Origin of the sequence: Sinomicrobium weinanense, from assembly GCF_018863395.1 — a bacterium.
Taxonomy (GTDB): Bacteria; Bacteroidota; Bacteroidia; order Flavobacteriales; family Flavobacteriaceae; genus Sinomicrobium; species Sinomicrobium weinanense.
In genome coordinates this window covers 380729-405518 of record NZ_JAHKRR010000001.1, presented here as the reverse complement: position 1 = coordinate 405518, position 24790 = coordinate 380729, and the positions used below count along the sequence as shown (strand labels likewise).

Below are 24790 nucleotides of genomic sequence, written 5' to 3'. Positions count from 1 at the left end.
GCTTTGATTTTTTAAACTATCAATATGCGAAAATTCTTGAATTTATACACGCTTAGAGATGTAGAAAAAATGATCCGTCACAGAAAAGGAGAGGTGAAATTCGGTCAACGGATAAGGTTGATGAACGAAGGACAGGAGCTGGAAGAACAACTCGGGGAGTCCGAAGCCAAATACGTACTCTTCGGCATTCCGGAAGACATCGGGATCATGGCCAATCACGGCAGGAAAGGGGCCAGGCACGCCTGGAACAACGTAATACAGCAACTGCTGAACACCCAGAACCACCGGAACAACAGGGCAAAGCGGGTATTATTGCTGGGGCACCTGGATTTTTCGGAAGAGATCCGGGAACTGGGATCGCTCGACCCTTCCGAAAATTCTTTTACGGAAAAAGCCCGGGAGCTTACAGGACAAATAGATGTCGAGGTTACCGATCTGATAAGGAAAATCGTGCAGGCCGGTAAAAAACCCATTGTAGTGGGCGGAGGACATAACAACTGTTACGGCATCCTCAAAGGATGTGCCCTGGCACTCGGCAAGCCGATGAACTGTATCAACATCGATGCCCATACCGATTTCCGTAACCTCGAAGGCCGGCACAGTGGCAATGGCTTCTCCTATGCTTTCCGGGAAGGTTTTCTGCAACGTTATTTTATCTTCGGACTGCACGAAAACTACACTTCGAAATCCGTGTACAAGAAAATGCAGGAATCCGGGGACCGCATACGGTACAATACGCTGGAAGAACTTCTCTTCCCCTCAGAAAACGGGATTGATTACCAGACAAAACAAGCTCTGGAATTCGTAAACGCCGATAAATATGGTATTGAAATTGACTGTGATGCCATACGGAACGTCCCCAGCAGTGCCATGAGCCCTACCGGCTTTAGCGTAGAACAGGTACGAAGGCTTATCCACCACTGGAAAAGCAACAAAAATGCGCAATACCTTCATATCTGTGAAGCTGCTCCACACCCTGAGAACGAGGATGAATGCCGCAACGTGGGCAAAATGATCTCGTATTTTATAACTGATTTTATCCGGAAATAAAGCGGAGATAAAATCTTTTTATAACTTTATAAGCTATTCTTTTACAATTTTGTAAGTTATGAAAAAACCAATCGTCACCTTAAGCATTATGATCCTCGCCTGCCTGACTGCTGTTTGCGGATATTCGCAGGTCACTCCGGATACGGAAATTTCCGGAGAAGGAAACAACATTGTTATACATCCTGTATATCATGGCACCCTGGCCATAGAGTGGAAAGACATCACCTTCTATGTAGACCCTCACGGAGAGGCCTGGAGGTTTTCGAAAATAAAGGCCCCAGACCTTATTTTTATCACCGATATCCACCGCGATCATCTGGACCCGGAAACGCTTTCCGGGCTGGATACGGACAATGCCACCTTTGTGGTACCCCAGGCCGTTGCCGACCAGCTTCCCGAAACCTATAAAAGTAAGATGACCGTCCTTGGGAACGGGGAAGAAGATACCATCTCCGGAATACCCGTAAAAGCCCTCCCCATGTACAACATCCCTCAAAATGAAGATCCCCTTCATGTAAAAGGAAGAGGAAACGGCTATGTCATTACGCTGGACGACAAGAGGATCTACGTCAGCGGGGATACCGAAGACATCCCTGAAATGCGTGCACTGGAAGATATAGACATCGCCTTTATATGTATGAACCTACCCTATACCATGACCGTGGAACAGGCTGCCGATGCCGTCCTGGACTTTAAACCTAAAGTAGTCTACCCATATCATTACCAGGGCAACCCGGATGTCAGCGACATCAAGAAATTTAAAAAACTGGTCAAAGCCGGGGACCGTTCTATCGAAGTACGGTTGAGGAACTGGTATAAATAGATCTTTTCAAAATCGAAAGAGACTGTATCACCAGCCTTTACCTGTCGCCCCGAGCGTAATCGAGCCCCCGGTTAGGGCTTTCCGGAATTTCTCGACTACGCTCGAAATGACACAGTTGGGCTTATTTCTGATACAGTCTCTTTAATTTAGTTTAATTCACTTATTTGCTCAGGTACATTTTCCTGCGCGTATAGAGTTCATAGAACTGGTCGTCCTTCAGGCTCTCTATGAACAGGATACCTTCTCCGGTACTCTTCATTTCCGGTCCCAGGTTTTTGTTTACGTTAGGGAATTTGTTAAAGGAAAATACCGGTTGTTTAATGGCATAACCATCCAGTTTGGGCTTGAATTGGAAATCGGTGACCTTCTTTTCCCTTAGCATAACCTTGGTAGCATAATTTACATACGGTTCTCCGTAAGCCTTCGCTATGAACGGCACCGTTCTGGAAGCCCTCGGGTTGGCTTCTATAATATATACGATGTCGTCCTTTATCGCAAACTGGATATTGATCAATCCTACAGTGTTGAGTGCAAGCGCTATCTTATGGGTGTGGTCCTTGATCTGCTGCAATACGAACTCACCCAGGTTGAACGGTGGCAGCGTGGCATTGGAATCTCCGGAGTGGATACCACAGGGCTCTATATGCTCCATGATCCCGATGATGTAGACATTTTCTCCGTCACATATGGCATCGGCCTCGGCTTCGATGGCACCGTCGAGATAATGGTCCAGCAACAGTTTGTTGTTGGGTATTTTGCGGAGCAGGTCCACCACGTGTTCTTCCAGTTCTTCCTTGTTGATAACGATCTTCATCCCCTGTCCGCCCAATACATATGACGGCCGTACCAGGATGGGGAAATTCAGGTGATCGGAGAGCTTCAGGGCCTCTTCGGCCGTTTCTGCCACACCAAACTCCGGGTAGGGAATATTGTTCTCCTTGAGGAGTGTTGAAAAACTTCCGCGGTCTTCGGCAAGGTCGAGGGATTCGAAGCTGGTTCCGATGATGTTTATTCCGTATTTATCCAGTTTTTCTGCCAGTTTCAATGCGGTTTGCCCGCCCAGCTGAACGATAACTCCTTCCGGCTTTTCATGACGGATGATGTCGTAGATATGTTCCCAAAACACAGGCTCAAAATAGAGTTTGTCTGCCGTATCGAAGTCCGTAGACACTGTTTCGGGGTTACAATTGATCATTATGGTTTCGTATCCGCATTCGGCCGCAGCGAGTACGCCGTGTACACAGCAATAGTCGAACTCTATCCCCTGTCCTATACGGTTGGGGCCGGAACCTAGCACCACGATCTTCTTTTTGTCGCTCGTCTTGCTTTCGTTATCCAGGTAGCGTTGTCCGTCTGCCGTTTCTATCTCGTCTTCGAAAGTGGAATAATAGTAGGGTGTCAATGCCCTGAACTCAGCGGCACAGGTGTCTACCAGTTTATAGATACGCTTCACGCCAAGCTCATCCCGCTTTTTGTAGACTTCGCTTTCCCAGCAGTCGAGCATATGGGCTATCTGCCGGTCTGCAAAGCCTTTTTGTTTGGCTTCCAACAACAGATCCTTGGGGAGGGACTCTATGGAATAGGAAGATATTTCCTTCTCCAGGTAGTGCAGTTCCTCGTATTGCTTCAGGAACCACATATCGATCTTGGTGATCTCGTGTATCCTGCTCAGGGGTATTCCTATCTGTATGGCATCGTAAATAACAAACACCCGGTCCCAGCTGGGATTCGTCAGTTTTTCGATGATCAGGTCATAGTCTTTATAGCCTTTACCGTCAGCTCCCAGTCCGTTTCTCTTAATCTCCAGCGATTGCGTGGCCTTGTGCAGGGCTTCCTGGAAAGAGCGTCCAATACCCATCACCTCTCCTACCGATTTCATCTGGAGCCCGAGTGTCCTGTCAGAACCTTCGAATTTGTCGAAATTCCATCGCGGGATTTTTACGATCACATAATCCAGGGTAGGTTCGAACAGGGCCGAAGTGGACTTGGTGATCTGGTTGTCCAGCTCATCCAGGGTGTACCCAAGAGCCAGTTTGGTAGCGATCTTGGCAATAGGATATCCGGTTGCCTTGGAAGCCAGTGCCGAAGAACGGGACACCCGTGGGTTTATTTCAATACCGATAATATCTTCCTTTTCGTCAGGGCTTACAGCAAACTGTACATTACATCCGCCGGCAAAATCCCCTATGCTCCGCATCATCTTTATGGCCATATCCCGCATTCTCTGGAAGGTGGTGTCAGAAAGTGTCATGGCCGGGGCTACGGTAATAGAGTCGCCGGTGTGCACGCCCATGGGGTCCATATTTTCAATGGTACATATGATCACCACGTTGTCGTTCTTGTCCCGGAGGAGCTCCAGCTCGTATTCTTTCCACCCCAGCAGGGCCTTGTCTATAAGTACCTCATGAATAGGTGACGCCTCGAGCCCCCTGGTAAGCAGGGTATCAAAATCTTCTTTTTTATGTACAAAAGATGCTCCTGTACCTCCCAGGGTAAAAGAAGGCCGGATCACCAATGGAAAACCAAATTCCTGGGCGATCTCTTTCCCCTTCAGGTAGGAGGTAGCCGTTTTGGAAGGTGCTACGGGAATACCGATCTTTTCCAGCAGTACCCGGAATTTTTCCCGGTCTTCCGTGATGTTGATGGCATCGATATCCACTCCTATGATCTCTACATCAAAATCTTTCCATATCCCTTTTTCATCGGCCTCGATACAGAGGTTCAAGGCCGTCTGCCCTCCCATTGTAGGAAGCACGGCATCGATATCGGGATGGGCTTGGAGTATTTCCACCAGGGATTTCGTGGTGAGGGGTTTCAGGTATACGTGATCTGCCATGGAAGGGTCCGTCATAATAGTGGCCGGGTTACTATTTATCAAAATAGTCTTCACTCCATCTTCCCTGAGTGAACGCAGGGATTGCGAACCGGAATAGTCAAACTCACATGCCTGTCCTATAATGATAGGGCCCGAACCGATGATCAGGACGCATTTTAGATCTTTTCTTTTTGGCATTTCTTTGGTATTGTGTTATTTATATGAATTATGTACAGATCGGGTATAAAAAAAGGTGTCACTTTCAAAAGCAACACCTTTATATGAATAGAATTTCAATAGCATTATTTTTTATGCCTTGGTTCAGAAGATACTGTTAATTTCTTCCTTCCTTTTGCCCTTCTTCGGGCAAGCACTTTTCTACCGCTGGCAGTGGCCATTTTCTCTCTAAAACCGTGCTTGTTCCTTCTTTTTCTTTTTGAGGGTTGGAATGTTCTTTTCATTGTCTAATATCTTAAATCTTCTTTAAAAAATACCTAATTCAATATGCACGATATTCCTTCACAAAAGTGCGGCGCAAATATACGAAGAGTTTTTACTTTGGCAAACCATTTGAAAAAATATTTTAATCGGTGGTCGGTATTCGGTGTTTGATGATCGATATGTTGGTTTTTATTTGAAATTGATTGTAACTGGATTATTGAAATAAAGAGTTTTTATTCCATACATCAGTAAAGATACAGGATTTGCCCCGCTACGTTTAATATACCACACAGAAGATTGGTAATCCCATAGATACCAACGAAGATTGATAGAACAATAACTATTGATCCTACCAGTCACACACCGATCATCAAACACCGAATACCGAATACTGAATACCGGCTAAACCAAGGAATTTTCCCCCGGACGATACGTGCTCCGTCAGTTTTTTTTAACTTTGCATTCTTGTTCACCCAGGTGCACTCAACATTAAAAACCACAACATGTTCAATAAAAACCTAAAATTAGTTATCGCCGCGCTTATTATAGGCTATGCAGTTTATCAGTTCATCGAAGGAAATATCGGGAACGGCATTTTCCTGATACTACTGTCACTGGTGTTCATTTTCCTCTATTTCCGGAACGAAATGATACTCCTCGCTTTTCTGCGTATGCGCAAACAGGATTTTAAGGGTACGGCAAAATGGCTGAGCAAGATCAAAAACCCGGAAACCGCGCTGATCCGGAAACAACAGGGATATTACAATTACCTTCATGGCATCATGGCCTCCCAGACCAACCTGACGCAAGCCGAAAAATACTTCAAAAAAGCGCTGAAACTCGGACTCTCCATGAGCTATGACATAGCCATGGCCAAACTTAGCCTGGCCGGAATAGCCATGCAAAAACGCAGAAAACGCGAAGCTACCATCCTGCTCAATGAAGCCAAAAAACTGGATAAGCAAAACATGCTTGCCGACCAGATAAAAATGATGCAGCAACAGATGAAAAAAATATAGCAAAGTTAGAAGTACGAGGCTCGAAGTTATTTAACACTTCGTACTTCATAATATCCTTTTTCAGGGATCTCGATAAAATATTTCTTCCTCGATTTGTTGTTTAGTTTGGTTTCCCGGAGCCAGGGATTGTGGATTTTCAGTATTTTGTAGTTAATACCGTGTTCCCTGGCAAAATCTGTCAGGTCATCGATCTCATAGTCGACCTTTATCTTTTTGGTCGGCACCATGGTATACATATGTTTTTTCTCGATATTAAAACCGTATTTATACGGATCGGACAGGATCTCCTTCACTGCAAGTATGCGGAAAATATATCTTCCTGTCTCTTCTCCCAGCAGAATATCGTAGTAATCTTTTTCCTTTTGCCTGGTCTGCTGCCTGGCCATTCCCGCCTGGCCGGCATTGTAGGCAGCAGCGGCCATCGTCCAGCTTCCGAATCGCGCCTTGGCCTTTTTGAGGTATTCACAGGCTACTTCGGTAGATTTTTCCAGGTGATAGCGTTCGTCCACATTCTGATTGACTTCCAATCCGTATTCTTTTCCCGTGGAGCTCATGATCTGCCAGAACCCTGTTGCCCGGGCAGGTGATACCACGTTTTGCAGGCCGCTCTCTATCACGGCGAGGTACTTAAAATCGTCAGGCACCCCGTGTTTGGCCAGGATAGGCTCTATGACCGGAAAATACTTGTGCGCCCGTTTTATCAGCAACAAACCATTGGACTGCCAGTAAGTATTGACCAGGAGCTCCCGGTCCATTCGTTCCCTGATATCCGGCTCGTCCAACGGAACAGATTCGCCGGCAAAGTCCAGTTTTTCAAGGAAATCGATCGCATATATGTTATAATCATTAACCGCCTTGTTATTTGTTGTTTCCGGGCCACTTCCCGCATTTTCGGTATCCTGTCCCACTCCCTGCACCGAATTCAGAAAAAAACCTGCCAGTGCAATAACTCCTATGGCCATGAGCCCCTTTTTCATCCATTCCATAACTCTCTTCTTTATTTCTAATCTTTAACGTTAATTTTCCTAAAATCATATGATCTTACCACCTGCACATGGCAAAAACATGTGGTAAAGGTAAAAAATTCCATCTTATGAAACGGAGAATGGTCGGTTGCCGGAAGTTGATGGAGATTGATGGAGATTGATGGAGATTGATGGAGATTGATAATATAAATTTCTACAAATCTCCATAAATTACAATAAATAACACACATCAATTACCGAATACCGATCACTGAATACCGACCACCAAACTCCTAACTTTCAATAAGCGAAGGAAGGTGCTCGTTAAACCATTTATAGCGGTTAATGATCATAATATGTGTCCCTTGTTTTATGCGGATACAGTTTTTTATTCTCGCAATAGGGAAAACAGGGTCCTTTTCCCCGTGAATGTGGACAATTCCCGGGATGGCCTCCTCCTGGTCCCACCGCACTACGGCATTAATGGCCCAGTCCATATACTCCCTGTCGGGAACCGTGAGGTATCTTTTATAGAGCTCCAGTCTTTTGACCACGGCTTCTCCAAAGGCATATTTGGCAAGGAGTTCCACATTGTTCACCAGGCCTGTGGGGAGTAGTTTGTGCATTCCTGTATACCGGGCAAACAACATTTTTGCAGGCAATTCTTTTTTACACTTCACACTCGAAATAATGATCACCTTTGCGGGCCGAATATATGCTGCCATTTCCTGTACCAGTATCCCGCCGAAAGATACCCCTACGAGTACCGGGGCGGGGCGATCAATTTTTTCGCACATCCGCCCGGCATATTCCTTCAGGGTTTCGTTCTTATGCGCCGGCACCCACTCCAGGAAATGCATTTCGAAACGATCTTCGGGCAACCGGATATGCTCGAAAATAAGCGGGCTGGCCGCCATGCCAGGCATAAAATAAACAGAAATTTTAGGCGTGTTCATCAATTTGTTATGTGATTGTATAATAGACTCTTAGTTATTTTTTGTATCTTTGTACGCGCAAATTATAAATGCTATGGTTTCCTGCCGTTTTTAAACGGTTTTCAGAAAACAGCAAGGTGTAAGATCCTGAACTTGTACGGCATTCTCTACAAATTTAGGGTTTACCCGTGAAAAAGAAACATTTCTCCTGCAATTCTTACACAAGGAAAGATTTAAGATGAAAAACAAGTGGTGTACATCGTATACACAACCCGACCGGGGCCCTGTCTTATGGCTATATTCCGCGTCGTTCCCCACTTTCCGGATAGCAAAAATGATGTAAGCCCAGTAAATAAAAACAAAAAGATGAGTGAAGTAGCTGTTAAAGACAATGACTTTTTGCGCCAGTTTGAACTGCGAATAGACGGTAAACTGGCCAAAATTGAGTACTCTTCCCAAGAGAAAAAGATCTTTCTGACCAAGTTGGTCATGCCCGAGAACTTCGAGGATCACTTTAAGGACGATTTTATAGAGTCCGTACTCCATATCGTAGAAAAGCGCAATCTTCGCGTAGTACCCACAAGCCCGGAAATCGCCAGGTTTTTGCGAAAGCACAAGGAATACAAAGACCTGTTGCCGGTAGGTATACGTATCTAGCCCTGACTACACCCGGCTACCCGGGGTCTGGTTCCGCGGTGCCTGATCGAAGCCGAAGAACAGTTGTTTATTTTTTCTTCCCGAACAGCACTATGGTATAATCCAGCAGTTCACCTCCTCCGGGATCTCCGTGTCCCGGGATTACTATTTTTATATCCGGATGTTTTTCCTGCAGTTTTTTTATTGTTCCGGGCCAGGCCGAAGTATTCGCATCTTCCAGGTTTCCTTCTCCGGCACCGGAAGCCTTGACCAGGCAGCCTCCGAACACAATTTCTTCGCCGGGAAAATATCCCACAATATTATCGCGGGTATGCCCTTCTCCCATGTATTCCAGGTAAATATCCCTGTCACCAACCTTTAGCTCCTGCAAACGATCAAAACCGTGCTGAGGAACAGCAACTCCTTTGGCCCTGGCCAATGCTATTGTGGCATTACCGGCATAGGAAGGGATCTTTTTTTGATGGAATGCGTCGAGCCCTGCCAGGCAATCGTCATGGAAATGTGTGGGGACCACGGCCTTGATCCTGCAATTCAGAGAGTCCGAAATCCACCTGATCAATTCATCGGAAGCCAGAATGCTTCCGGGAGTATCAAGAACAACAGCTTCGTCCTTGTCAAAAAATATGGCCCCGTTACAGGACACCTTCCCGAAACCCTCGACATTCATAAATGAGGTATGGACGTAGGCATGATCGGAAATTTCACGGATCACCAGGGTTTCCGAAGTATAGTCCCCGGGTCTGTTTTTACCGGGCTTGGTCTGTCCGCATGCCCCTAATAAAAAGCCGGCCAGCAGGAATACGAAGTATTTCATTAGTATGTAGGATAAAAAGGTCTTTTGGGTTTTTATAGCTACGAAGCAAAAACTTCTTCTTCCACAAAATCGAAACGCACTATGCCGTCTTCGTCAATATCCTTCAGCTTTATCTTGTGCAACGTATTCACAAGTTCCGGGTTCCAGGGGGCCTTTACTTTTACATAGTTTTCGGTGAACCCGTGTATATACCCGGCCTTGTTCTCGCCTTCAAAAAGTACGGTCCGCGTAGTGCCCAGTTGGCTTTCGTAAAAGGCCCGCCGTTTTTTTACCGACAGTCCGCGCAGCATCTTGCTCCTTTTGGCACGGACCTTTTTGGGCACTACCTCGCCCATTTCCGCGGCAAGGGTGTTATCTCTTTCGGAATAGGTGAACACATGGAGATAAGAGATGTCCAGTTCATTCAGAAAATGGTAGGTTTCCAGGAAATGCTCATCCGTTTCCCCGGGAAAGCCTACAATGACATCCACTCCTATACAGGCATGCGGCATCACTTCCCTGATCTTGTGTACCCGGTCTGTATAAAGCTCCCGCAAGTACCTCCGGCGCATTCGTTTCAGAATATCATTGCTCCCGGATTGCAACGGAATGTGAAAATGAGGTACAAAAGTGCGGCTCCCAGCCACAAATTCTATGGTCTCGTTTTTGAGCAGATTGGGCTCTATGGAAGAAATGCGAAGGCGTTCTACCCCCTCCACCTCATCCAGGGCCCGTACCAGGTCCAGGAAGGTGTGTTCGTGTTTCTTGTTGCCGAATTCCCCTTTACCGTAATCACCGATATTGACCCCGGTAAGTACGATCTCTTTTATATTTTGTTCCGCTATTTCCGCGGCATTCTTCAATACGTTCTCCAGGGTATCACTACGCGATATTCCCCGGGCCAACGGAATGGTACAATAGGTACATTTGTAATCGCACCCGTCCTGGACCTTGAGAAATGCACGGGTCCTGTCGCCTATTGAGTAACTTCCCACATAAAAATCGGCTTCCTCGATCTCACAGGAATGTACTTCCCCGTAATCGTTTTTGGAAAGGTCATTGATATAATCGGTGATCTTGAATTTTTCGGTGGCGCCAAGCACGAGATCCACTCCGTCCACTGCGGCCAGTTCTTCTGGTTTAAGCTGAGCATAACAACCCACGGCCGCGACAAAGGCATTCTCATTCTTTTTCTGCGCCTTTTTCACCACCTGCTTAAACTGCCGGTCTGCATTTTCCGTGACCGAACAGGTATTTATAACATAGATGTCCGCAGTTTCCTCAAAATCCACACGGTCGAATCCCCTGTCCTGGAAACCACGGGCAATGGTAGATGTTTCTGAAAAATTCAGTTTGCATCCCAACGTGTAAAAAGCTACCTTTTTCCTCTGTTCCATTTGCCTGCTTGTTGTAAATTTTGAGAGCCTCTTCCAAAGACTTCGGGATGAGACTCTTATATTTATTCCGGGAGTGCAAAGGTACTTAAAGTATTTAGAACAGAATTAAGAGTTTGTTTAAATTTTACACTTAGTCCTTTACGGAGAGATTGTTGGGAGATTGATGAAGATTGAAACATTTTTTAAATTTCTCCTTCTACACATTCCATCAATCTTCCATCAATCTCATTCAATCTCCCAACAATCTTTTTTTAAAAAATTACGTAGCTTCGTAAGCTGTGATCAAAACCAGTTTATCATGTTACGAAAAATTACCCTGTTATTCCTTTTAGCCTCCCTCTCCTCTTCCATCAACGCCCAAACGAGTGACCTCTCTGTCGAAAAGATCATGCAGGACCCGCAGTGGATGGGCACTTTTCCTTCTGATATAAGATGGGGCGAGCACGGGGAAACCATCTATTTCAAATACAACCGGGACGGCGATCCGTCAGATTCGCTTTACCGCATCCGGATCAAGGCTCCGAAGACCATTGAAAAAGTCTCTGCAAAAGAAAAAACGGCCATGATCCCCCAAAACGGGGAATACAACAAGTCAAAGACCAAAAAAGTATACATTAAAGACAACACACTGTTCCTTTACGACCTGAAAAAACGGAAGAAAACTGAACTGTTGCAAACCGGAAACCCATTGGAATCCCCGAAATTCCTGGCCGATGAAAACCTGATAGCCTTTCGGTCCGGAAGCGATCTTTTTACTTATTCCACAGCTTCCGGAAAGATCAGGCAGCTCACCCGGATAAAAAGTGGTGCCCCGGCTACCGATGAGGAAAAGGAAGGCTCCGCCAAGAGCAAATGGCTGCAAAAAGACAACCTGAAACTGCTGCGGGTTGTACGTGAAAGAAAGGAAAAGAAAGAACAGGGCAAAACCTACCGGGAAATGACCAAAGAAAAAGAACCTTTCACCTTCTATTCCGGCAAAAAACAGGTGCTCGGCCTTCAACTTTCTCCCAACGAAAAATACGCTACCTTCAGCCTTATGACCAGGGAAAATACCGAAAAAACGATCGTTCCCGACTATATCGATGCATCGGGTTATACTACCGATCTGAATACCCGCGCAAAAGTGGGTATTGAAACAACCGAACGGGAATTAGCGGTATACAATCTCGAAAAAGACACCGTATATAGGGTATCAACCGGAAGCCTTCCGGGGATTAAGGACCTTCCGGATTATGTCAAAGACTATCCCGACCGGGAATGGAAATCGGAAGAACGGGAAGTCATCGCCTCCGGGGTTTCTTTTTCGGACAACGGGAAATATGCCATAGTCAACCTGCGTTCCAAAGACAACAAGGACCGGTGGATCGCCCTGCTCAATCCTGAGGACGGCAGCCTGAAAACCCTGGACCGCCAGCGCGACGAATCCTGGATCGCAGGCCCCGGGATCGGTTGGACCATGGGCGGAGGTACCCTGGGCTGGCTTCCGGACAATAAACACATTTATTTTCAGTCAGAAGAAACCGGGTATTCGCATCTCTATCTGCTGGATGTCACGACCGGGAAGAAAAAGGCACTGACTTCCGGAAAATTCGAGGTATTCAACCCTTTTCTATCCAAAGACGGCAAAAGCTGGTACCTGACCACTTCCGAAGTCCATCCCGGAGAGCGGCACTTCTACAAAATGCCTGTCTATGGCGGAAAGATGGAAAAACTCACTTCCATGACCGGGAACAATGAAGTATCGCTTTCCCCCGATGAAAAATACCTGGCCATACGGCACTCTTACAGCAATAAACCCTGGGAACTCTACCTGAAAAAGAACGCTTCCGGAGCCAAAGAGACGCAGCTCACTTCGGGACAATCGGAGGCTTTCAGGGCCTATCCCTGGCGCGATCCGCAGCTTATTCGCTTTACTGCGGCCGATGGTACAGCCGTCCCTGCACGCCTGTATGTTCCGGAAGACAACGTAAAGAACAACGCTGCCGTAATTTTTGTTCACGGGGCAGGATACCTGCAGAATGCTCATAAATGGTGGTCGCTCTACTTCCGGGAATACATGTTCCACAATCTGCTGACCGACCTCGGGTATACCGTACTCGACATCGACTACCGTGGCAGTGCGGGCTACGGCAGGGACTGGCGCACCGCCATTTACCGGCACATGGGAGGAAAAGATCTCTCCGACCAGGTGGACGGGGCAAAATACCTGATAGCCGAATACGGTATTGACAAAGATAAAGTAGGGATTTACGGCGGAAGTTATGGCGGGTTCATCACCCTGATGGCCCTGTTCAACGAAGGAGACACCTTTGCTTCCGGCGCTGCATTGCGGTCGGTAACGGACTGGGCGCATTACAATCACTGGTATACATCCAGCATTCTGAACGAACCTTTTAACGACCCTAAAGCATACCGGAGATCCTCCCCTATTTATTTTGCAGAAGGATTAAAAGGCAACCTGCTCATTGCCCACGGCATGGTCGATGTAAACGTACATTTCCAGGATGTGGTAAGGTTGTCACAACGCCTCATAGAACTGGGCAAGGACAATTGGGAGATGGCCGTTTACCCGGCCGAAGACCACGGCTTTGTAGAGCCCAGTAGCTGGACGGATGAATACAAACGTATCCTGAAACTGTTCAACACCACCCTGGAAGGAAAGTGAGAAAGTGAGAAGGTGAGAGGGTGAGAATTTGAAAATTAACTAATTGACTTATTACTACCCTCTCACCTTCTCACTTTCTCACCCTCTCACATCTACTCTTTTCGCCATTTTTTTGTCAGCTCAAAGACCTTTTCCAGAATTCCGGCATCCACATCCGTAAATTCCACATTTCTCCGCACTGCGGCCCTTTGGGCGGACGCAACGGCCTTGGGCAACGTATAGATGGTAAAACCGCTGGCCCCTCCCCAGGAAAAATCAGGAACGAAATTCCGGGGCAGTCCGCTTCCGTAGATATTCGTATTCACCCCTATGACCGTTCCGGTATTGAACATCGTATTAATACCGCACTTACTGTGGTCGCCCATCATAAGTCCGCAAAACTGCAATCCTGTTTTTTTGAATCGCTCCGTTTCATAGCTCCACAGTTTCACCTCGTCATAATTGTTCTTCATATTGGAGTTGTTCGTATCCGCCCCGATATTGCACCACTCCCCGAGCACGGAATTTCCCAGAAAGCCTTCGTGGCCCTTATTGGAATAAGAGAACAGAACGGAGTTGTTTATTTCCCCGCCAACCTTACAATTGGGGCCTACGGTCGTGGCCCCGTATATTTTGGCGCCCATCTTTACAATACTTCCCTCACAAAGCGCAAAGCCTCCCCGGATATGACAGCCTTCCATGACCAGGGTGTTCCTGCCGATATAGATAGGACCATCAGCAGCGTTCAGGGTGGAAAAATAGAGCCGGGCTCCTTCTTCTATAAATATGTTTTCAGGGGCAATGACCTGTATACCTTCCGGTATAGGCTCGCTTTTCCTGCCTTTGGTAAGGAGTTCAAAATCGGCCTGGAGGGCTTCCCGGTTCCGGGAGAAGATGTCCCAGCTGTTTTCGATACGTATCAGATCTCCGTCGTATTCCTTTCTTTCGAAAGCGGAAAGATCTGTTTCCTGTCGGGCTTCGGTGCTGTAAAACGCAATAAGTTGTTCTCCCTGAAATACTGCTTCCCCGGGTTGCAGGCCTTTCACCATGGCCACTAATTCCGCAGTGGGTAAAAAGGAGGCATCGATAAGGATGTTTTCCCGGGCTTCCACCAGAGGAAATTTAACAGACAGATAATCTTCCGTAAGGGTCGATGTTCTTTCTTCCAGCAGTTTTTCCCATTTCTCCCGGACGGTCAGTATCCCTACACGGATATCCGCAACGGGCCTCGTAAAAGTAAAAGGCAACAGCGCATTACGAACAGGGCCGTCAATAAGAATATAGTTCATATGTGTGTGAGTTTTGTGTAAAAATAAAAAAACCCCTGATTTCTCAGGGGTCTGTATACTTTAAGTTTGCGATAATTATTTTTTGAACTTCGCGTATTTGTTCTTGAACTTGTCAATACGTCCGGCAGTATCCACCAGTTTGGATTTACCGGTATAGTAAGGGTGAGAAGTTCTGGAGATCTCCAGCTTTACCAGCGGGTATTCCGTACCTTCCACTTCTATGGTTTCTTTGGTTTCTGCAGTGGACTTGGTGATAAAAACATCGTCGTTAGACATGTCTTTAAACGCCACTAATCTATAATTTTCCGGATGTATGCCTTTTTTCATCGCCGTTATATTTATTTCTTTCTCCTAAAATTCGAGGTGCAAATTTAAGTATATTTACAGAATAAACAATAGCTGTTTCAAAAAAATTATCCTTTTTGAAAATATTGTTTGTAAAGATGTAACAAAATCCCCTGTTTTACCACTAAATAAGTACTTTTAACCAAACTATTTAATCATGGAAGAAAATCTACAACCTAAAACGGGAAAGTTAGCTTTGAATTACGGGCTCCTCACAGGGGGGATCATGGTACTCTTCGGTATAATGCTATACATTATGGATATGCATTATCAAAGAAGCTGGACCATAGCTATCGTAAACTACATTATTCTGGCCCTTGGTATTATTATAGCCATGGTTCAGTTCAAAAAATTGAACGGCGGGTTCCTTTCCCTGTCCCAATCCCTGAAAGCAGGACTGGGAGTTGCCCTGATAGCTGCTCTTATCTCCGTGGTCTATTCGCTTTTACTCGCTTATGTAATAGACCCTGAAATGATGGACAAATCCTTTGAACTGGCCCGGCAGGAACTTCAGAATTCAGGGAAACTCACAGATGAGCAGATTGAAACACAAATGGAAGTGGGACGAAAATTTGCATGGATCGGCTATCCCGTCATTATTATCTTCAATCTTTTCATTGGTTTTATAATTTCGCTGATTACCGGGGCATTCCTGGGGAAATCAAAACCTAAGGAATAGCTTACCGGTTGATATATAGAAAGTATATATTCTAAAGTATATATTCTAAAGTATATATTCTATGGAAAAGATTGGAAAACTTGTCACTTTGGATAAGTTCCATTATTCCAGACACTACCTTATTCAAAGTGAAGAAGTCCTTGTATTACGTATACTTAATCAAAGGCAGGATTTTTAGTCTCTTCCAACAAACAACAGTCCAAAACAAACCGATGAAACAATTTTGTGTAAATTTGGGAAGTATTTCTTAATATTTGCCGATGAACATATCTGTAGTAATACCACTACTTAACGAACAGGAGTCTTTACGGGAATTACACGATTGGATTGCACGGGTAATGCAATCCAATCGCTTTTCTTACGAGATTCTTTTTATCGACGACGGCAGCACGGACGGTTCCTGGGAGATCATAACCGCCCTGGCTGAAGAGGATGAGGCAATAAAAGGCATCCGTTTTTTTCGGAATTACGGTAAATCACAGGCACTGCATGCCGGGTTTAGAATGGCCCAGGGCGATGTAGTGATCACCATGGATGCCGACCTGCAGGACAATCCCGAAGAGATCCCGGAAATGTACGATCTCATCACCCGGCAGCATTATGACCTCATCTCGGGCTGGAAAAAAAAGAGATACGATGCCGTCCTTACCAAAAACATCCCTTCCAAACTCTTTAACTGGGCGGCGAGAAAAACGTCGGGGCTAAGACTCCACGATTTCAACTGCGGACTTAAAGCCTACAAAAAGGAGGTCATTAAAAATATTGAGGTTTACGGCGAAATGCACCGGTATATTCCTGTCCTGGCCAAAAACGCAGGGTTTGGGCGTATAGAAGAAAAAGTGGTCAAGCACCAATCCCGCAAATACGGGAAAACAAAATTCGGAATGGAGCGCTTTATCCACGGTTTCCTGGACCTCATTACCATATGGTTCCTCTCGCGCTTCGGCAAAAGGCCCATGCACCTCTTCGGTGCCCTGGGCGTACTGATGTTCCTCATCGGTTTTCTTTCGGCCGGTTTTATAGGGGCCGATAAACTGTACAAGTTATATCACAATCTACCTACTATACTGGTTACGCGGAATCCGTGGTTTTTTATAGCTTTGGCCACAATGATCATAGGTTCGCAGCTTTTTCTTGCCGGATTTTTGGGTGAGATCATCCTCCGAACAAAAACAAAGAACGACCGGTATAAGATTTCCGGCACACTCAACGTTGATGAAAGAAAGAAAAACCAGGATCACACAAAAGACCATACTCCCATTTGACCTGACCGTGGCGGGAGATCATCATAAACAAACAGACTATCAGTATATAACAAACATACAACGCACTAAAAAATGCAAATTGAAGATCACATTTTAAAAAAGGCAAACGAGTGGCTCAGCCCCGCTTTTGACGATACTACCAAAGAAAAAATAAAGGAAATGATGGAGGCTTCGCCCAAAGAACTGACAGAGTCCTTCTACAAGGACCTGGAATTCGGAACGGGCGGTATGCGCGGTATTATGGGTACGGGAAGCAACCGGATCAACAAATATACCCTTGGAAAAAACACCCAGGGCCTCAGCGACTATATCAAAAAAACCTATCCCGGGGAAGACCTCAAGGTGGCCATTGCCTATGACTGCCGTCATAACAGTGATACCCTGGCCAGGCTGGTGGCCGAAGTTTTCTCGGCCAACGATATTAAAGTATATCTCTTTTCCGCATTGCGCCCCACCCCGGAACTTTCTTTTGCGGTAAAACACCTCGGCTGCCACTGCGGTATTGTACTTACTGCTTCTCACAACCCGCCCGAATACAACGGCTACAAGGTATATTGGGCCGATGGCGGACAGATCGTACCGCCCCAGGATGCGGGGATCATTGCAGAGATCAATGCCACTTCTTTCGAGGACATCCGTTTTTCTCCGAAAGACGAACTCATAACATTCATAGACAAGGAAGTCGACGAAGTGTTTATTTCCGCTTCAGTAGATAACGGTAGTTTTAATGCCAGGGGAAAAGACGATTTCAAGATCGTGTTCACTTCGCTGCACGGAACCTCCATCACTACATTGCCTGAAGTATTGAAAAGGGCCGGCTATAAAAACGTATATGTGGTAGAAGAACAGGCTACGCCCGATGGGAACTTCCCTACCGTAAAGTCTCCCAATCCGGAAGAGCCGGAAGCCCTGACCATAGCCCTGCAAAAAGCCGAAGAGATCGGGGCTGACATGGTGATAGGTACCGACCCCGACAGCGACCGCCTGGGCATAGCCGTACGAGACGACAAGGGCAAACTCATATTGCTCAACGGTAACCAGACCATGGTGCTGATGACCAAATTTTTGCTGGACCAGTGGAAAAAGGACGGCCGTATAAACGGGAAGGAATTTATTGGCTCCACCATCGTATCTACACCTATGATGCACAAACTCGCCGAAGCCTATGGGGTGGAATGCAAAGCAGGGCTCACCGGGTTTAAATGGATCGCCAAAATGATAAAAGACCATCCGGAACAGCCGTTTATCGGTGGCGGAGAGGAGAGTTTCGGTTTTATGGTAGGCGATTTTGTACGGGACAAGGACGCCATAACCTCTTCCCTGCTCGCCTGTGAGATCGCTGCCGAAGCCAAAGCCGAAGGCAGCACCCTGTACAAAAAACTCCTGCAGATGTATGTGGATTTCGGGTTTTACAAGGAACACCTGGTTTCCCTGGTCAAAAAAGGAATGGAAGGTGCTGAAGAGATCAAACAGATCATGACAGACCTCAGGAACAAGCCCCTGAAGGAGATCAACGGGTCTAAAGTGACCCTGATCGAAGACTATCAGAGTTCCGTGGCACACCACATGACAACCGGTGAGGAAAAGACTATCGATCTCCCGAAGTCCAACGTACTTATATACTATACCGAAGACGGCAGCAAGATCGCTGCACGTCCCAGCGGGACCGAACCCAAGATAAAGTTCTATGTCAGCGTAAACACAAAACTCGATTCGACAGACGAATTTGAAAAAACGGAACAGGAACTCCGTAACAGGATAGACAACATTATCAGCGAACTCGGTATATAGGTTACATGTTGCAGGTTTGGGTGGTTGCTTGTTCCTAAACCTGCAACTTTGAACTTTAAACTATACACTCATAACTCTTTTGAATGAATTATTTTAAAAAGATCTTTCGCTTTGCCCGGCCGTATAAAAAATATGCAGTACTCAATGTGATCTGCAATATTTTCTATGCACTATTTGCGACGCTTTCTATGGTGTCTCTCATTCCCATGCTCACTGTACTCTTCAAAGAGGAGAAACGTATAGAGATCCCCCCTGTCTACGAGGGGCTTGGGCACCTCAAATCATACCTGGAAGATTATCTCAATTATTATATAACCACTACCATAGACAGCCAGGGGCCGGAATATACCCTCGGGGTCATGGTGGCAATCATTATTTCCCTGTTCCTCCTGAAGAATATTTTTAACTACCTGGCCATGTTCTTTATTACCTTTCTTCGCAACGGAGTTTTAAAGGACGTGCGTAACGCCATGTATAAAAAGGTAGTAGAATTGCCCATCGCCTATTTTTCGGAAAAACGGAAAGGAGATGTCATTGCCCGTATATCTTCGGATGTACTGGAAATACAGCACTCTTTTCTCTCTATCCTGGAACTGGTGGTCCGTGAGCCCCTTACCATTATTTTTACCATTGTGGCCATGTTCGCATTGAGCCCTAAGCTCACCCTGTTTGTGTTTATTTTTATTCCTATATCGGGATTTATTATTTCTGCCATTGGCAAAAGACTGAAGAAACAATCGGACAAGGCACAACTGGAGCAAGGTTACTTTCTATCTGTGATCGAGGAAACGCTCGGAGGACTTAAGGTTATCAAAGGATTTAATTCCGAAAGCTATTTCAACAAACGGTTCGGGGATTCCACAAAACGGTTCTACAACCTGTCCAACAGGATACTCAACCGCCAGAACCTCGCTTCTCCGACAAGTGAATTCATGGGTATCATTGTCATTGCCATACTACTGTGGTATGGCGGGCATATGGTCCTAATAGAAAAAAGCCTTAACGGGCCTACATTTATTACGTATATGGGACTGGCCTATAACATCCTCACCCCGGCAAAAGCCATTTCCAAGGCTTCCTATGGAGTTAAAAAGGGAAATGCCGCCGCCGAGAGGGTACTCGCTATCCTCGAGGAAGAAAACCCCATTGCAGATATCGAAAATGCTGTGGTTAAGGACCATTTCGAAAAGGATATAAAAGTAGAGCACATCGATTTCCGGTATGAAGAGGAAAATGTGCTGAAAGACTTCTCCCTGCACATCCCCAAAGGAAAAACGGTGGCCCTGGTGGGACAGTCCGGAAGCGGAAAAAGTACTATTGCCAACCTGCTTACCCGTTTTTACGACGTACAGCAAGGCCGTATTGCCATAGACGATACGGATATCCGGGATATGGAACTACACTCCCTTCGCGGATTGATGGGACTTGTGACCCAGGACTCTATCCTCTTTAACGATACGGTAAAAGCCAATGTATCCCTCGGAAAAGAAGATGCTACGGATCAGGAAGTCGAGGACGCCCTGAAAGTGGCCAATGCCTACGAATTTGTCCGGGAGCTCCCCCAGGGCATACACACCAATATAGGAGACAGTGGCAACAAGCTCTCAGGCGGACAAAAACAACGCCTCAGTATTGCCCGCGCCGTACTGAAAAACCCGCCCATAATGATCCTGGACGAAGCTACTTCGGCCCTGGATACCGAAAGCGAAAAACTGGTACAGAAGGCCCTGGAAAACATGATGAAAAACAGGACCTCCGTGGTCATTGCCCACCGTCTTTCCACCATACAGAATGCCGACCTCATCGTTGTGATGCAGAAAGGAAAAATCGTGGAACAGGGTACACACGACGAACTGATAGCCGGGAATGGCACCTACAAGAAACTGGTGGATATGCAGTCTTTTGACTAAAACGGGGTAAACATAAAAAAACATCCGCCCGTATATAGGCGGATGTTTGTGCTCACAGTAAGATTTGGGCTTTTTTCACCCTATATGAAGCAAAAAAAGTGTTGGTTGGTCAAAAAGTTGACCCGAAGATAACCATATTTTTCTTTATTCATCAACAAAAACACAAAAAAATAGATATTAAACTTAACTTTCATCCCTTTTTTTGTTAATTTGATACTTTGAAATTTCACAATACATTCACAACTTAATTTACAAAAAACATCTGGTGCCAGATTCCATATTAATCAGCCGGTTAAAAGACAGTAATACACGCGAAGAGGCGTTCAGAGAGTTGGTCTCTCAATACAAGGAGAGGTTATACTGGCATATTCGGCGAATGGTAATAGACCATGACGATGCAGACGATGTACTCCAGAATACATTTGTAAAAATATACCGGAATATCAATTCCTTTAAGCAGGAAAGCAGCCTGTTTTCGTGGATGTACCGCATTGCCATTAACGAATCCATCACTTTCTTAAATGCAAAGGCCCGGCGAAAAGGTATCAGTAATACCGAGCTGCAGGAAAACCTGGTCAAAAACCTGAAGGCCGATGTTTATTTTAACGGGAACGAAATACTATTGAAACTGCAACAGGCCATAGCCACCCTGCCCGACAAACAGAAACTGGTGTTTAACATGAAATATTTTGAAGAACTCACCTACGAGGAAATGTCCGAGATACTGGAAACTTCCGTAGGTGCATTGAAAGCCTCATACCATCATGCCGTTAAAAAAATAGAACAGTTTTTAACAGCAGATTAAACCTTATATTTTCAAAACAGTCAAATAGTTATGAAATATCATAAAAAAGATAGGGAGGGAGATTTCCGGGTGCCGGAAGACTATTTCGACACTTTGGAAGACCGGATCATGCAGACGGTTTTGCGCGAGGGAAAATTACCGCAAAAAGACGGTTTTGAAATCCCCCCGGACTACATGGACCAGGTAGAGGGCCGGATCATGACGGTGCTCGAAACACAGGACAAGCACAAAAACACCCCGGCACCACGGAAAAAGACACCTGTATATACCCTGCGCGATATTGCTTATGCCATCTCGGCCGCTGCCGCTGCCGTGGTGATCTTAACAACAGTATTTCACGCAGACCTCTCTTCTCCGGAACGCAACAACACCAATACCATGGTTAACCTGGCTCCGGAAGACATTGAGTTTTATATGGAAAACGATATGTTACCCCTGTATGGCCAGGACATTACCGAAATGCTGGACACTACCGACCTGAACGCCATTAGCTTCTCTACCCTGGAAGATGAAGAAGTCATAAGCTACCTGGAAGAACACCTGACAGATTATTCCGATTTAAACTTTGACAATTGATACATCCCTATGTATAAAAATCAACAACCATGAGATCATATAAAATACTATATTGCGCCCTTTTGCTGTTGTTTTTCTCCTTTCCTGCTGCACATGCCCAGGAAAAGAGCAAAAAAGAACGGATAAAAACCCTGAAAGTGGCCTATATTACTGAAAAACTTTCTCTCACCACCTCAGAAGCACAAAAGTTCTGGCCCGTTTACAATACCTATTATGACAATGTATCCCGGTTGAGACACCAGGAACACAAAAATATCAAGCACAAGATAAGAAGCGGGGAAATAGACCAGATGTCCGACAAAGAAGCCAACCAGCTCCTGGCTCAACTGGAAGATATCGAGAAAAAAGTTTACGAAGAAGATGTGCTCCTCACCAAAAAACTGAAAAAAGTGCTGCCTGCCAAAAAGATACTGCTCCTCAAAAGGGCAGAAAAAGACTTTTACCGGGAATTATTGTACAAACTGAAAGGAAAGCATAAGGACAGGGATAAAGACAGGTAGACTAAATTTGCAAAAGCCCCTGTAATTCTCCCCGTCCTGCTATCGGGCTTCTCCTCCGTTTTTTATAACCGGACTTCAAATACATTTCCGTCCTGGTACATATTCCAAAATTGCAGTGCAATATTGTCGGGATCATATAAAGCAGATCCTTTAGTGACATATCCATTAATTGTGAGTGTGCCGACATAGATACCGGTCCCTTTTAAAGCCTCTTTCAGGCTCATTGCCAGGTTTCTCAGCCCGGCCTTTCCGGCAGACAGTGAAGCGTATTGCGGATTGGGATATATGCCAATACCTCCGCCGGTGATCAAAATTGCGCCTTTTGAGGTTATCAGGTCTTCCTTGAATAATTGTGCACAGGTAAGAAGCCCGGCCGCATTCACTTTAAAATCTTCGATAAGTTGTGCTGTTGTTTCTTCGAACACTTCCACATTTCTGATATGGGCAGCATTGTAGTGCAGAACATCAATAGTGTTAAAAGTCTCCCTTATTTCGGTGACAGCCCTTCCGATGTCTTTCTCATCCGTAACGTCAGCAGAAAAAAAATACACCCCTTCTCCGGATATCTGTTTTTTCAGTTTTACAACATTCCTGGATACCAGGGCCACACGAAACCCGCGGGACAGGAACAAACAGGCTACGGAAAGGCTTATGCCACTACCCGCGCCTATAATAACCATGGTCTTCTTCATATTCTTGTTTTTATATGTATCAGATAATTGATAAAGATTTATAGTAGTCTTTATTGATTTGACCATACCGCAAATCGCAGAAGTAAAAGTTTGAATCACTTCTTTGCAGGACAAGTTACTTATTTAATTAGTTACTAAAAGAAACTAATGGTATATTTGGCTTAAAAAGTGGTTACCAAAAAGTAACTATTTTAAATTTATCATGAAAAGACCGAGAATATACAACAACCCTGAAAACTGCCCTGTACTGCATACGGCGCATATCCTGGGCAGCAAGTGGAACCCCGTGATCCTTTACTGTCTTATGAATGGAAACGTTCGCTTTGGAAAGTTTACAGTACTCATCCCCACCATATCGAGAAAAGTTCTATCCGAGCAGTTAAAGGAACTGGAACACCATGGCCTGATCATCCGGAAAGTATATCGGGAGAAACCTCCCAGGGTAGAATATTCCCTGAGCCCAAAAGGATTGAGCATTATCCCTGTTATCGATGCCATGTGTGCATGGGGACGTGGTGATATGGAAAACCCAGCCAGTTTATCCGTTTATCCAAAGCAGGAAATATCAGATCATTGAAAATAAAATGCCCCTTCAAGTCATATTCAACGACTTAAAAGGGCAGCTTTATCCTTTTATAACAAATCTGTTGTGCTATTCTTTTGCTATACTATAAGTTGTAAAATGCCATATGTATTCATAATCCTTGTCTTTAAAAGTACCCGGCACCTGTTCTTTATGGGAAGTCTCGACCACGTATCTCTCATTCCACGGAAGGGAAAAGGAAACCTTTCCGTCCTCGCCGGTATGCAGAGTCTTTTCCCAGCCTCCGGGCAGGAAGACCTTCAGCTCATTTTCCGCCAGCGGTTTTCCGTCGTAAAGCAGTTGCAGGGAGATCCCCTCCCCTTCCTCCAGCGGGATTATTTCGAGTTTTGACAATGAAGAAGCCTTTTGATCTCCACTTGTTTCAGCCCCCACATATATCGTGGCCACAGAAGCGTATTCCGTTTTGAAAATGCCGAGATCGTACTCGGTATAATCCACCACTTGTACATTGTTGTTGGTGAGGACTACCCGGTAAACCCCTGGAACTTTGGGAACAAAAGAAGCTGTGTAATGGTCGGCTGCCGCTTTCCTGTTTAGTATGGTCTTCTTTCCCTCCGGGCTTATAAGGTGGAGCGTAAAATCTTCGGCATTCGTAAAATGTCCGTCTGTTTTTTCCTTTTGTCCGAGGCTGTATTCGCCAAAATACACCCGTACTTCATGCGATTGGCCCGGTTTTCCTTTTGCACCTGTTTCCAGCCACAGAAAATGGGCGTTTGCCTGTTGTAGTGCCAGGACGGCAATGGCCAGTAAAATCAGTTTTTTCATTGTAATGGATTTTTAGTTATCAAAATTTTG

Annotated in this window: 23 protein-coding genes; 13 read left to right on the top strand and 10 right to left on the bottom strand. The window is 45.5% G+C overall.

What is annotated here, in order from left to right; genetic code table 11:
• Positions 1-24: 24 nt before the first annotated feature.
• Both KN811_RS01770 and KN811_RS01765 read left to right on the top strand, forming a co-directional pair.
• On the top strand, positions 25-1050 hold the full coding sequence (locus tag KN811_RS01770) for a formimidoylglutamase (protein ID WP_187965147.1): 1026 nt from the start codon (positions 25-27) through the stop codon (positions 1048-1050).
• A gap of 58 nt (positions 1051-1108) precedes the next feature.
• Positions 1109-1873, top strand: a complete 765-nt coding sequence (locus KN811_RS01765) for an MBL fold metallo-hydrolase (protein ID WP_187965146.1) — start codon at positions 1109-1111, stop codon at positions 1871-1873.
• 160 nt (positions 1874-2033) lie between these two features.
• On the opposite strand, the gene carB is transcribed toward KN811_RS01765, so the two are convergent.
• Together carB and rpmH are read right to left on the bottom strand one after the other, a co-directional pair.
• The gene (gene carB / locus KN811_RS01760) at positions 2034-4886 is read right to left on the bottom strand and encodes a carbamoyl-phosphate synthase large subunit (RefSeq protein ID WP_187965145.1); all 2853 of its coding nucleotides are present in this window, start codon (positions 4884-4886) and stop codon (positions 2034-2036) included.
• A gap of 104 nt (positions 4887-4990) precedes the next feature.
• Positions 4991-5149 carry a 50S ribosomal protein L34 gene (rpmH, locus tag KN811_RS01755; RefSeq protein ID WP_187965144.1) on the bottom strand — a complete coding sequence of 53 codons (159 nt, stop codon included), beginning with the start codon at positions 5147-5149 and terminating at the stop codon, positions 4991-4993.
• Positions 5150-5632: 483 nt separating this feature from the next.
• Between rpmH and KN811_RS01750 the strand changes: the two genes are divergently transcribed.
• A complete protein-coding gene (locus tag KN811_RS01750) occupies positions 5633-6148 on the top strand; it encodes a DUF2892 domain-containing protein (RefSeq protein WP_187965143.1) in 516 nt (171 codons plus the stop codon).
• Between the two features lie 26 nt (positions 6149-6174).
• On the opposite strand, the gene KN811_RS01745 is transcribed toward KN811_RS01750, so the two are convergent.
• Together KN811_RS01745 and KN811_RS01740 are read right to left on the bottom strand one after the other, a co-directional pair.
• The gene (locus tag KN811_RS01745) at positions 6175-7134 is read right to left on the bottom strand and encodes a lytic transglycosylase domain-containing protein (RefSeq protein ID WP_187965142.1); all 960 of its coding nucleotides are present in this window, start codon (positions 7132-7134) and stop codon (positions 6175-6177) included.
• A gap of 272 nt (positions 7135-7406) precedes the next feature.
• Positions 7407-8069 carry an alpha/beta hydrolase gene (locus KN811_RS01740; RefSeq protein WP_187965141.1) on the bottom strand — a complete coding sequence of 221 codons (663 nt, stop codon included), beginning with the start codon at positions 8067-8069 and terminating at the stop codon, positions 7407-7409.
• Positions 8070-8414: 345 nt separating this feature from the next.
• Between KN811_RS01740 and KN811_RS01735 the strand changes: the two genes are divergently transcribed.
• Positions 8415-8705, top strand: coding sequence for a GNAT family N-acetyltransferase (locus KN811_RS01735; protein WP_187965140.1), 291 nt, complete (start codon positions 8415-8417; stop codon positions 8703-8705).
• 67 nt (positions 8706-8772) lie between these two features.
• On the opposite strand, the gene bla is transcribed toward KN811_RS01735, so the two are convergent.
• Positions 8773-9519 (bottom strand): subclass B1 metallo-beta-lactamase, encoded by a 747-nt coding sequence (gene bla, locus KN811_RS01730; RefSeq protein ID WP_187965139.1) that lies wholly within the window; start codon positions 9517-9519, stop codon positions 8773-8775.
• 38 nt (positions 9520-9557) lie between these two features.
• Entirely contained in the window at positions 9558-10895 is a 1338-nt protein-coding gene (gene mtaB / locus KN811_RS01725) for a tRNA (N(6)-L-threonylcarbamoyladenosine(37)-C(2))-methylthiotransferase MtaB (RefSeq protein ID WP_187965138.1), read from the bottom strand.
• Between the two features lie 298 nt (positions 10896-11193).
• On the opposite strand from mtaB, the gene KN811_RS01720 reads away from it, so the two are divergent.
• Positions 11194-13560, top strand: coding sequence for a S9 family peptidase (locus KN811_RS01720; protein WP_187965137.1), 2367 nt, complete (start codon positions 11194-11196; stop codon positions 13558-13560).
• Positions 13561-13652: 92 nt separating this feature from the next.
• Here the strand turns inward: KN811_RS01720 and KN811_RS01715 are convergent, their stop codons facing one another.
• Together KN811_RS01715 and KN811_RS01710 are read right to left on the bottom strand one after the other, a co-directional pair.
• On the bottom strand, positions 13653-14828 hold the full coding sequence (locus KN811_RS01715) for a GlmU family protein (RefSeq protein ID WP_187965136.1): 1176 nt from the start codon (positions 14826-14828) through the stop codon (positions 13653-13655).
• Positions 14829-14903: 75 nt separating this feature from the next.
• The gene (locus KN811_RS01710; RefSeq protein WP_187965135.1) at positions 14904-15155 is read right to left on the bottom strand and encodes a type B 50S ribosomal protein L31; all 252 of its coding nucleotides are present in this window, start codon (positions 15153-15155) and stop codon (positions 14904-14906) included.
• 175 nt (positions 15156-15330) lie between these two features.
• On the opposite strand from KN811_RS01710, the gene KN811_RS01705 reads away from it, so the two are divergent.
• The 7 genes from KN811_RS01705 to KN811_RS01675 all read left to right on the top strand — a co-directional run bounded on the left by KN811_RS01705 (position 15331) and on the right by KN811_RS01675 (position 22699).
• A complete protein-coding gene (locus KN811_RS01705) occupies positions 15331-15852 on the top strand; it encodes a DUF4199 domain-containing protein (RefSeq protein ID WP_187965134.1) in 522 nt (173 codons plus the stop codon).
• 260 nt (positions 15853-16112) lie between these two features.
• On the top strand, positions 16113-17117 hold the full coding sequence (locus KN811_RS01700; RefSeq protein WP_187965133.1) for a glycosyltransferase family 2 protein: 1005 nt from the start codon (positions 16113-16115) through the stop codon (positions 17115-17117).
• A 72-nt stretch (positions 17118-17189) separates the two neighbouring features.
• Complete coding sequence (locus KN811_RS01695; protein WP_187965132.1) at positions 17190-18908, top strand: phospho-sugar mutase; 1719 nt, start codon at positions 17190-17192, stop codon at positions 18906-18908.
• Positions 18909-18991: 83 nt separating this feature from the next.
• Complete coding sequence (locus tag KN811_RS01690) at positions 18992-20818, top strand: ABC transporter ATP-binding protein (RefSeq protein WP_187965131.1); 1827 nt, start codon at positions 18992-18994, stop codon at positions 20816-20818.
• Between the two features lie 265 nt (positions 20819-21083).
• Positions 21084-21623, top strand: a complete 540-nt coding sequence (locus KN811_RS01685; RefSeq protein ID WP_425596670.1) for an RNA polymerase sigma factor — start codon at positions 21084-21086, stop codon at positions 21621-21623.
• A 30-nt stretch (positions 21624-21653) separates the two neighbouring features.
• Positions 21654-22199, top strand: coding sequence for a hypothetical protein (locus KN811_RS01680; protein WP_187965130.1), 546 nt, complete (start codon positions 21654-21656; stop codon positions 22197-22199).
• A 29-nt stretch (positions 22200-22228) separates the two neighbouring features.
• Positions 22229-22699 carry a hypothetical protein gene (locus tag KN811_RS01675; RefSeq protein ID WP_187965129.1) on the top strand — a complete coding sequence of 157 codons (471 nt, stop codon included), beginning with the start codon at positions 22229-22231 and terminating at the stop codon, positions 22697-22699.
• 62 nt (positions 22700-22761) lie between these two features.
• On the opposite strand, the gene KN811_RS01670 is transcribed toward KN811_RS01675, so the two are convergent.
• Positions 22762-23391: an SDR family NAD(P)-dependent oxidoreductase gene (locus tag KN811_RS01670; protein ID WP_187965128.1), complete on the bottom strand. Its 630-nt coding sequence runs from the start codon at positions 23389-23391 to the stop codon at positions 22762-22764.
• A gap of 202 nt (positions 23392-23593) precedes the next feature.
• Here KN811_RS01670 and KN811_RS01665 point away from each other — a divergent pair, with 202 nt between their 5' ends.
• Positions 23594-23968 (top strand): winged helix-turn-helix transcriptional regulator, encoded by a 375-nt coding sequence (locus tag KN811_RS01665; RefSeq protein WP_187965127.1) that lies wholly within the window; start codon positions 23594-23596, stop codon positions 23966-23968.
• Between the two features lie 75 nt (positions 23969-24043).
• Here KN811_RS01665 and KN811_RS01660 read toward each other — a convergent pair whose 3' ends face one another.
• On the bottom strand, positions 24044-24760 hold the full coding sequence (locus KN811_RS01660) for a DUF4198 domain-containing protein (protein ID WP_187965126.1): 717 nt from the start codon (positions 24758-24760) through the stop codon (positions 24044-24046).
• Positions 24761-24790 lie beyond the last annotated feature (30 nt).

What these genes read in the sequence shown, in the direction of transcription:
- KN811_RS01770 (WP_187965147.1), top strand. Translation starts at nt 25, where the DNA reads ATGCGAAAATTCTTGAATTTATACACGCTTAGAGATGTAGAAAAAATG.
- KN811_RS01765 (WP_187965146.1), top strand. Translation starts at nt 1,109, where the DNA reads ATGAAAAAACCAATCGTCACCTTAAGCATTATGATCCTCGCCTGCCTG.
- carB (WP_187965145.1), bottom strand. Translation starts at nt 4,886, where the DNA reads ATGCCAAAAAGAAAAGATCTAAAATGCGTCCTGATCATCGGTTCGGGC.
- rpmH (WP_187965144.1), bottom strand. Translation starts at nt 5,149, where the DNA reads ATGAAAAGAACATTCCAACCCTCAAAAAGAAAAAGAAGGAACAAGCAC.
- KN811_RS01750 (WP_187965143.1), top strand. Translation starts at nt 5,633, where the DNA reads ATGTTCAATAAAAACCTAAAATTAGTTATCGCCGCGCTTATTATAGGC.
- KN811_RS01745 (WP_187965142.1), bottom strand. Translation starts at nt 7,134, where the DNA reads ATGGAATGGATGAAAAAGGGGCTCATGGCCATAGGAGTTATTGCACTG.
- KN811_RS01740 (WP_187965141.1), bottom strand. Translation starts at nt 8,069, where the DNA reads ATGAACACGCCTAAAATTTCTGTTTATTTTATGCCTGGCATGGCGGCC.
- KN811_RS01735 (WP_187965140.1), top strand. Translation starts at nt 8,415, where the DNA reads ATGAGTGAAGTAGCTGTTAAAGACAATGACTTTTTGCGCCAGTTTGAA.
- bla (WP_187965139.1), bottom strand. Translation starts at nt 9,519, where the DNA reads ATGAAATACTTCGTATTCCTGCTGGCCGGCTTTTTATTAGGGGCATGC.
- mtaB (WP_187965138.1), bottom strand. Translation starts at nt 10,895, where the DNA reads ATGGAACAGAGGAAAAAGGTAGCTTTTTACACGTTGGGATGCAAACTG.
- KN811_RS01720 (WP_187965137.1), top strand. Translation starts at nt 11,194, where the DNA reads ATGTTACGAAAAATTACCCTGTTATTCCTTTTAGCCTCCCTCTCCTCT.
- KN811_RS01715 (WP_187965136.1), bottom strand. Translation starts at nt 14,828, where the DNA reads ATGAACTATATTCTTATTGACGGCCCTGTTCGTAATGCGCTGTTGCCT.
- KN811_RS01710 (WP_187965135.1), bottom strand. Translation starts at nt 15,155, where the DNA reads ATGAAAAAAGGCATACATCCGGAAAATTATAGATTAGTGGCGTTTAAA.
- KN811_RS01705 (WP_187965134.1), top strand. Translation starts at nt 15,331, where the DNA reads ATGGAAGAAAATCTACAACCTAAAACGGGAAAGTTAGCTTTGAATTAC.
- KN811_RS01700 (WP_187965133.1), top strand. Translation starts at nt 16,113, where the DNA reads ATGAACATATCTGTAGTAATACCACTACTTAACGAACAGGAGTCTTTA.
- KN811_RS01695 (WP_187965132.1), top strand. Translation starts at nt 17,190, where the DNA reads ATGCAAATTGAAGATCACATTTTAAAAAAGGCAAACGAGTGGCTCAGC.
- KN811_RS01690 (WP_187965131.1), top strand. Translation starts at nt 18,992, where the DNA reads ATGAATTATTTTAAAAAGATCTTTCGCTTTGCCCGGCCGTATAAAAAA.
- KN811_RS01680 (WP_187965130.1), top strand. Translation starts at nt 21,654, where the DNA reads ATGAAATATCATAAAAAAGATAGGGAGGGAGATTTCCGGGTGCCGGAA.
- KN811_RS01675 (WP_187965129.1), top strand. Translation starts at nt 22,229, where the DNA reads ATGAGATCATATAAAATACTATATTGCGCCCTTTTGCTGTTGTTTTTC.
- KN811_RS01670 (WP_187965128.1), bottom strand. Translation starts at nt 23,391, where the DNA reads ATGAAGAAGACCATGGTTATTATAGGCGCGGGTAGTGGCATAAGCCTT.
- KN811_RS01665 (WP_187965127.1), top strand. Translation starts at nt 23,594, where the DNA reads ATGAAAAGACCGAGAATATACAACAACCCTGAAAACTGCCCTGTACTG.
- KN811_RS01660 (WP_187965126.1), bottom strand. Translation starts at nt 24,760, where the DNA reads ATGAAAAAACTGATTTTACTGGCCATTGCCGTCCTGGCACTACAACAG.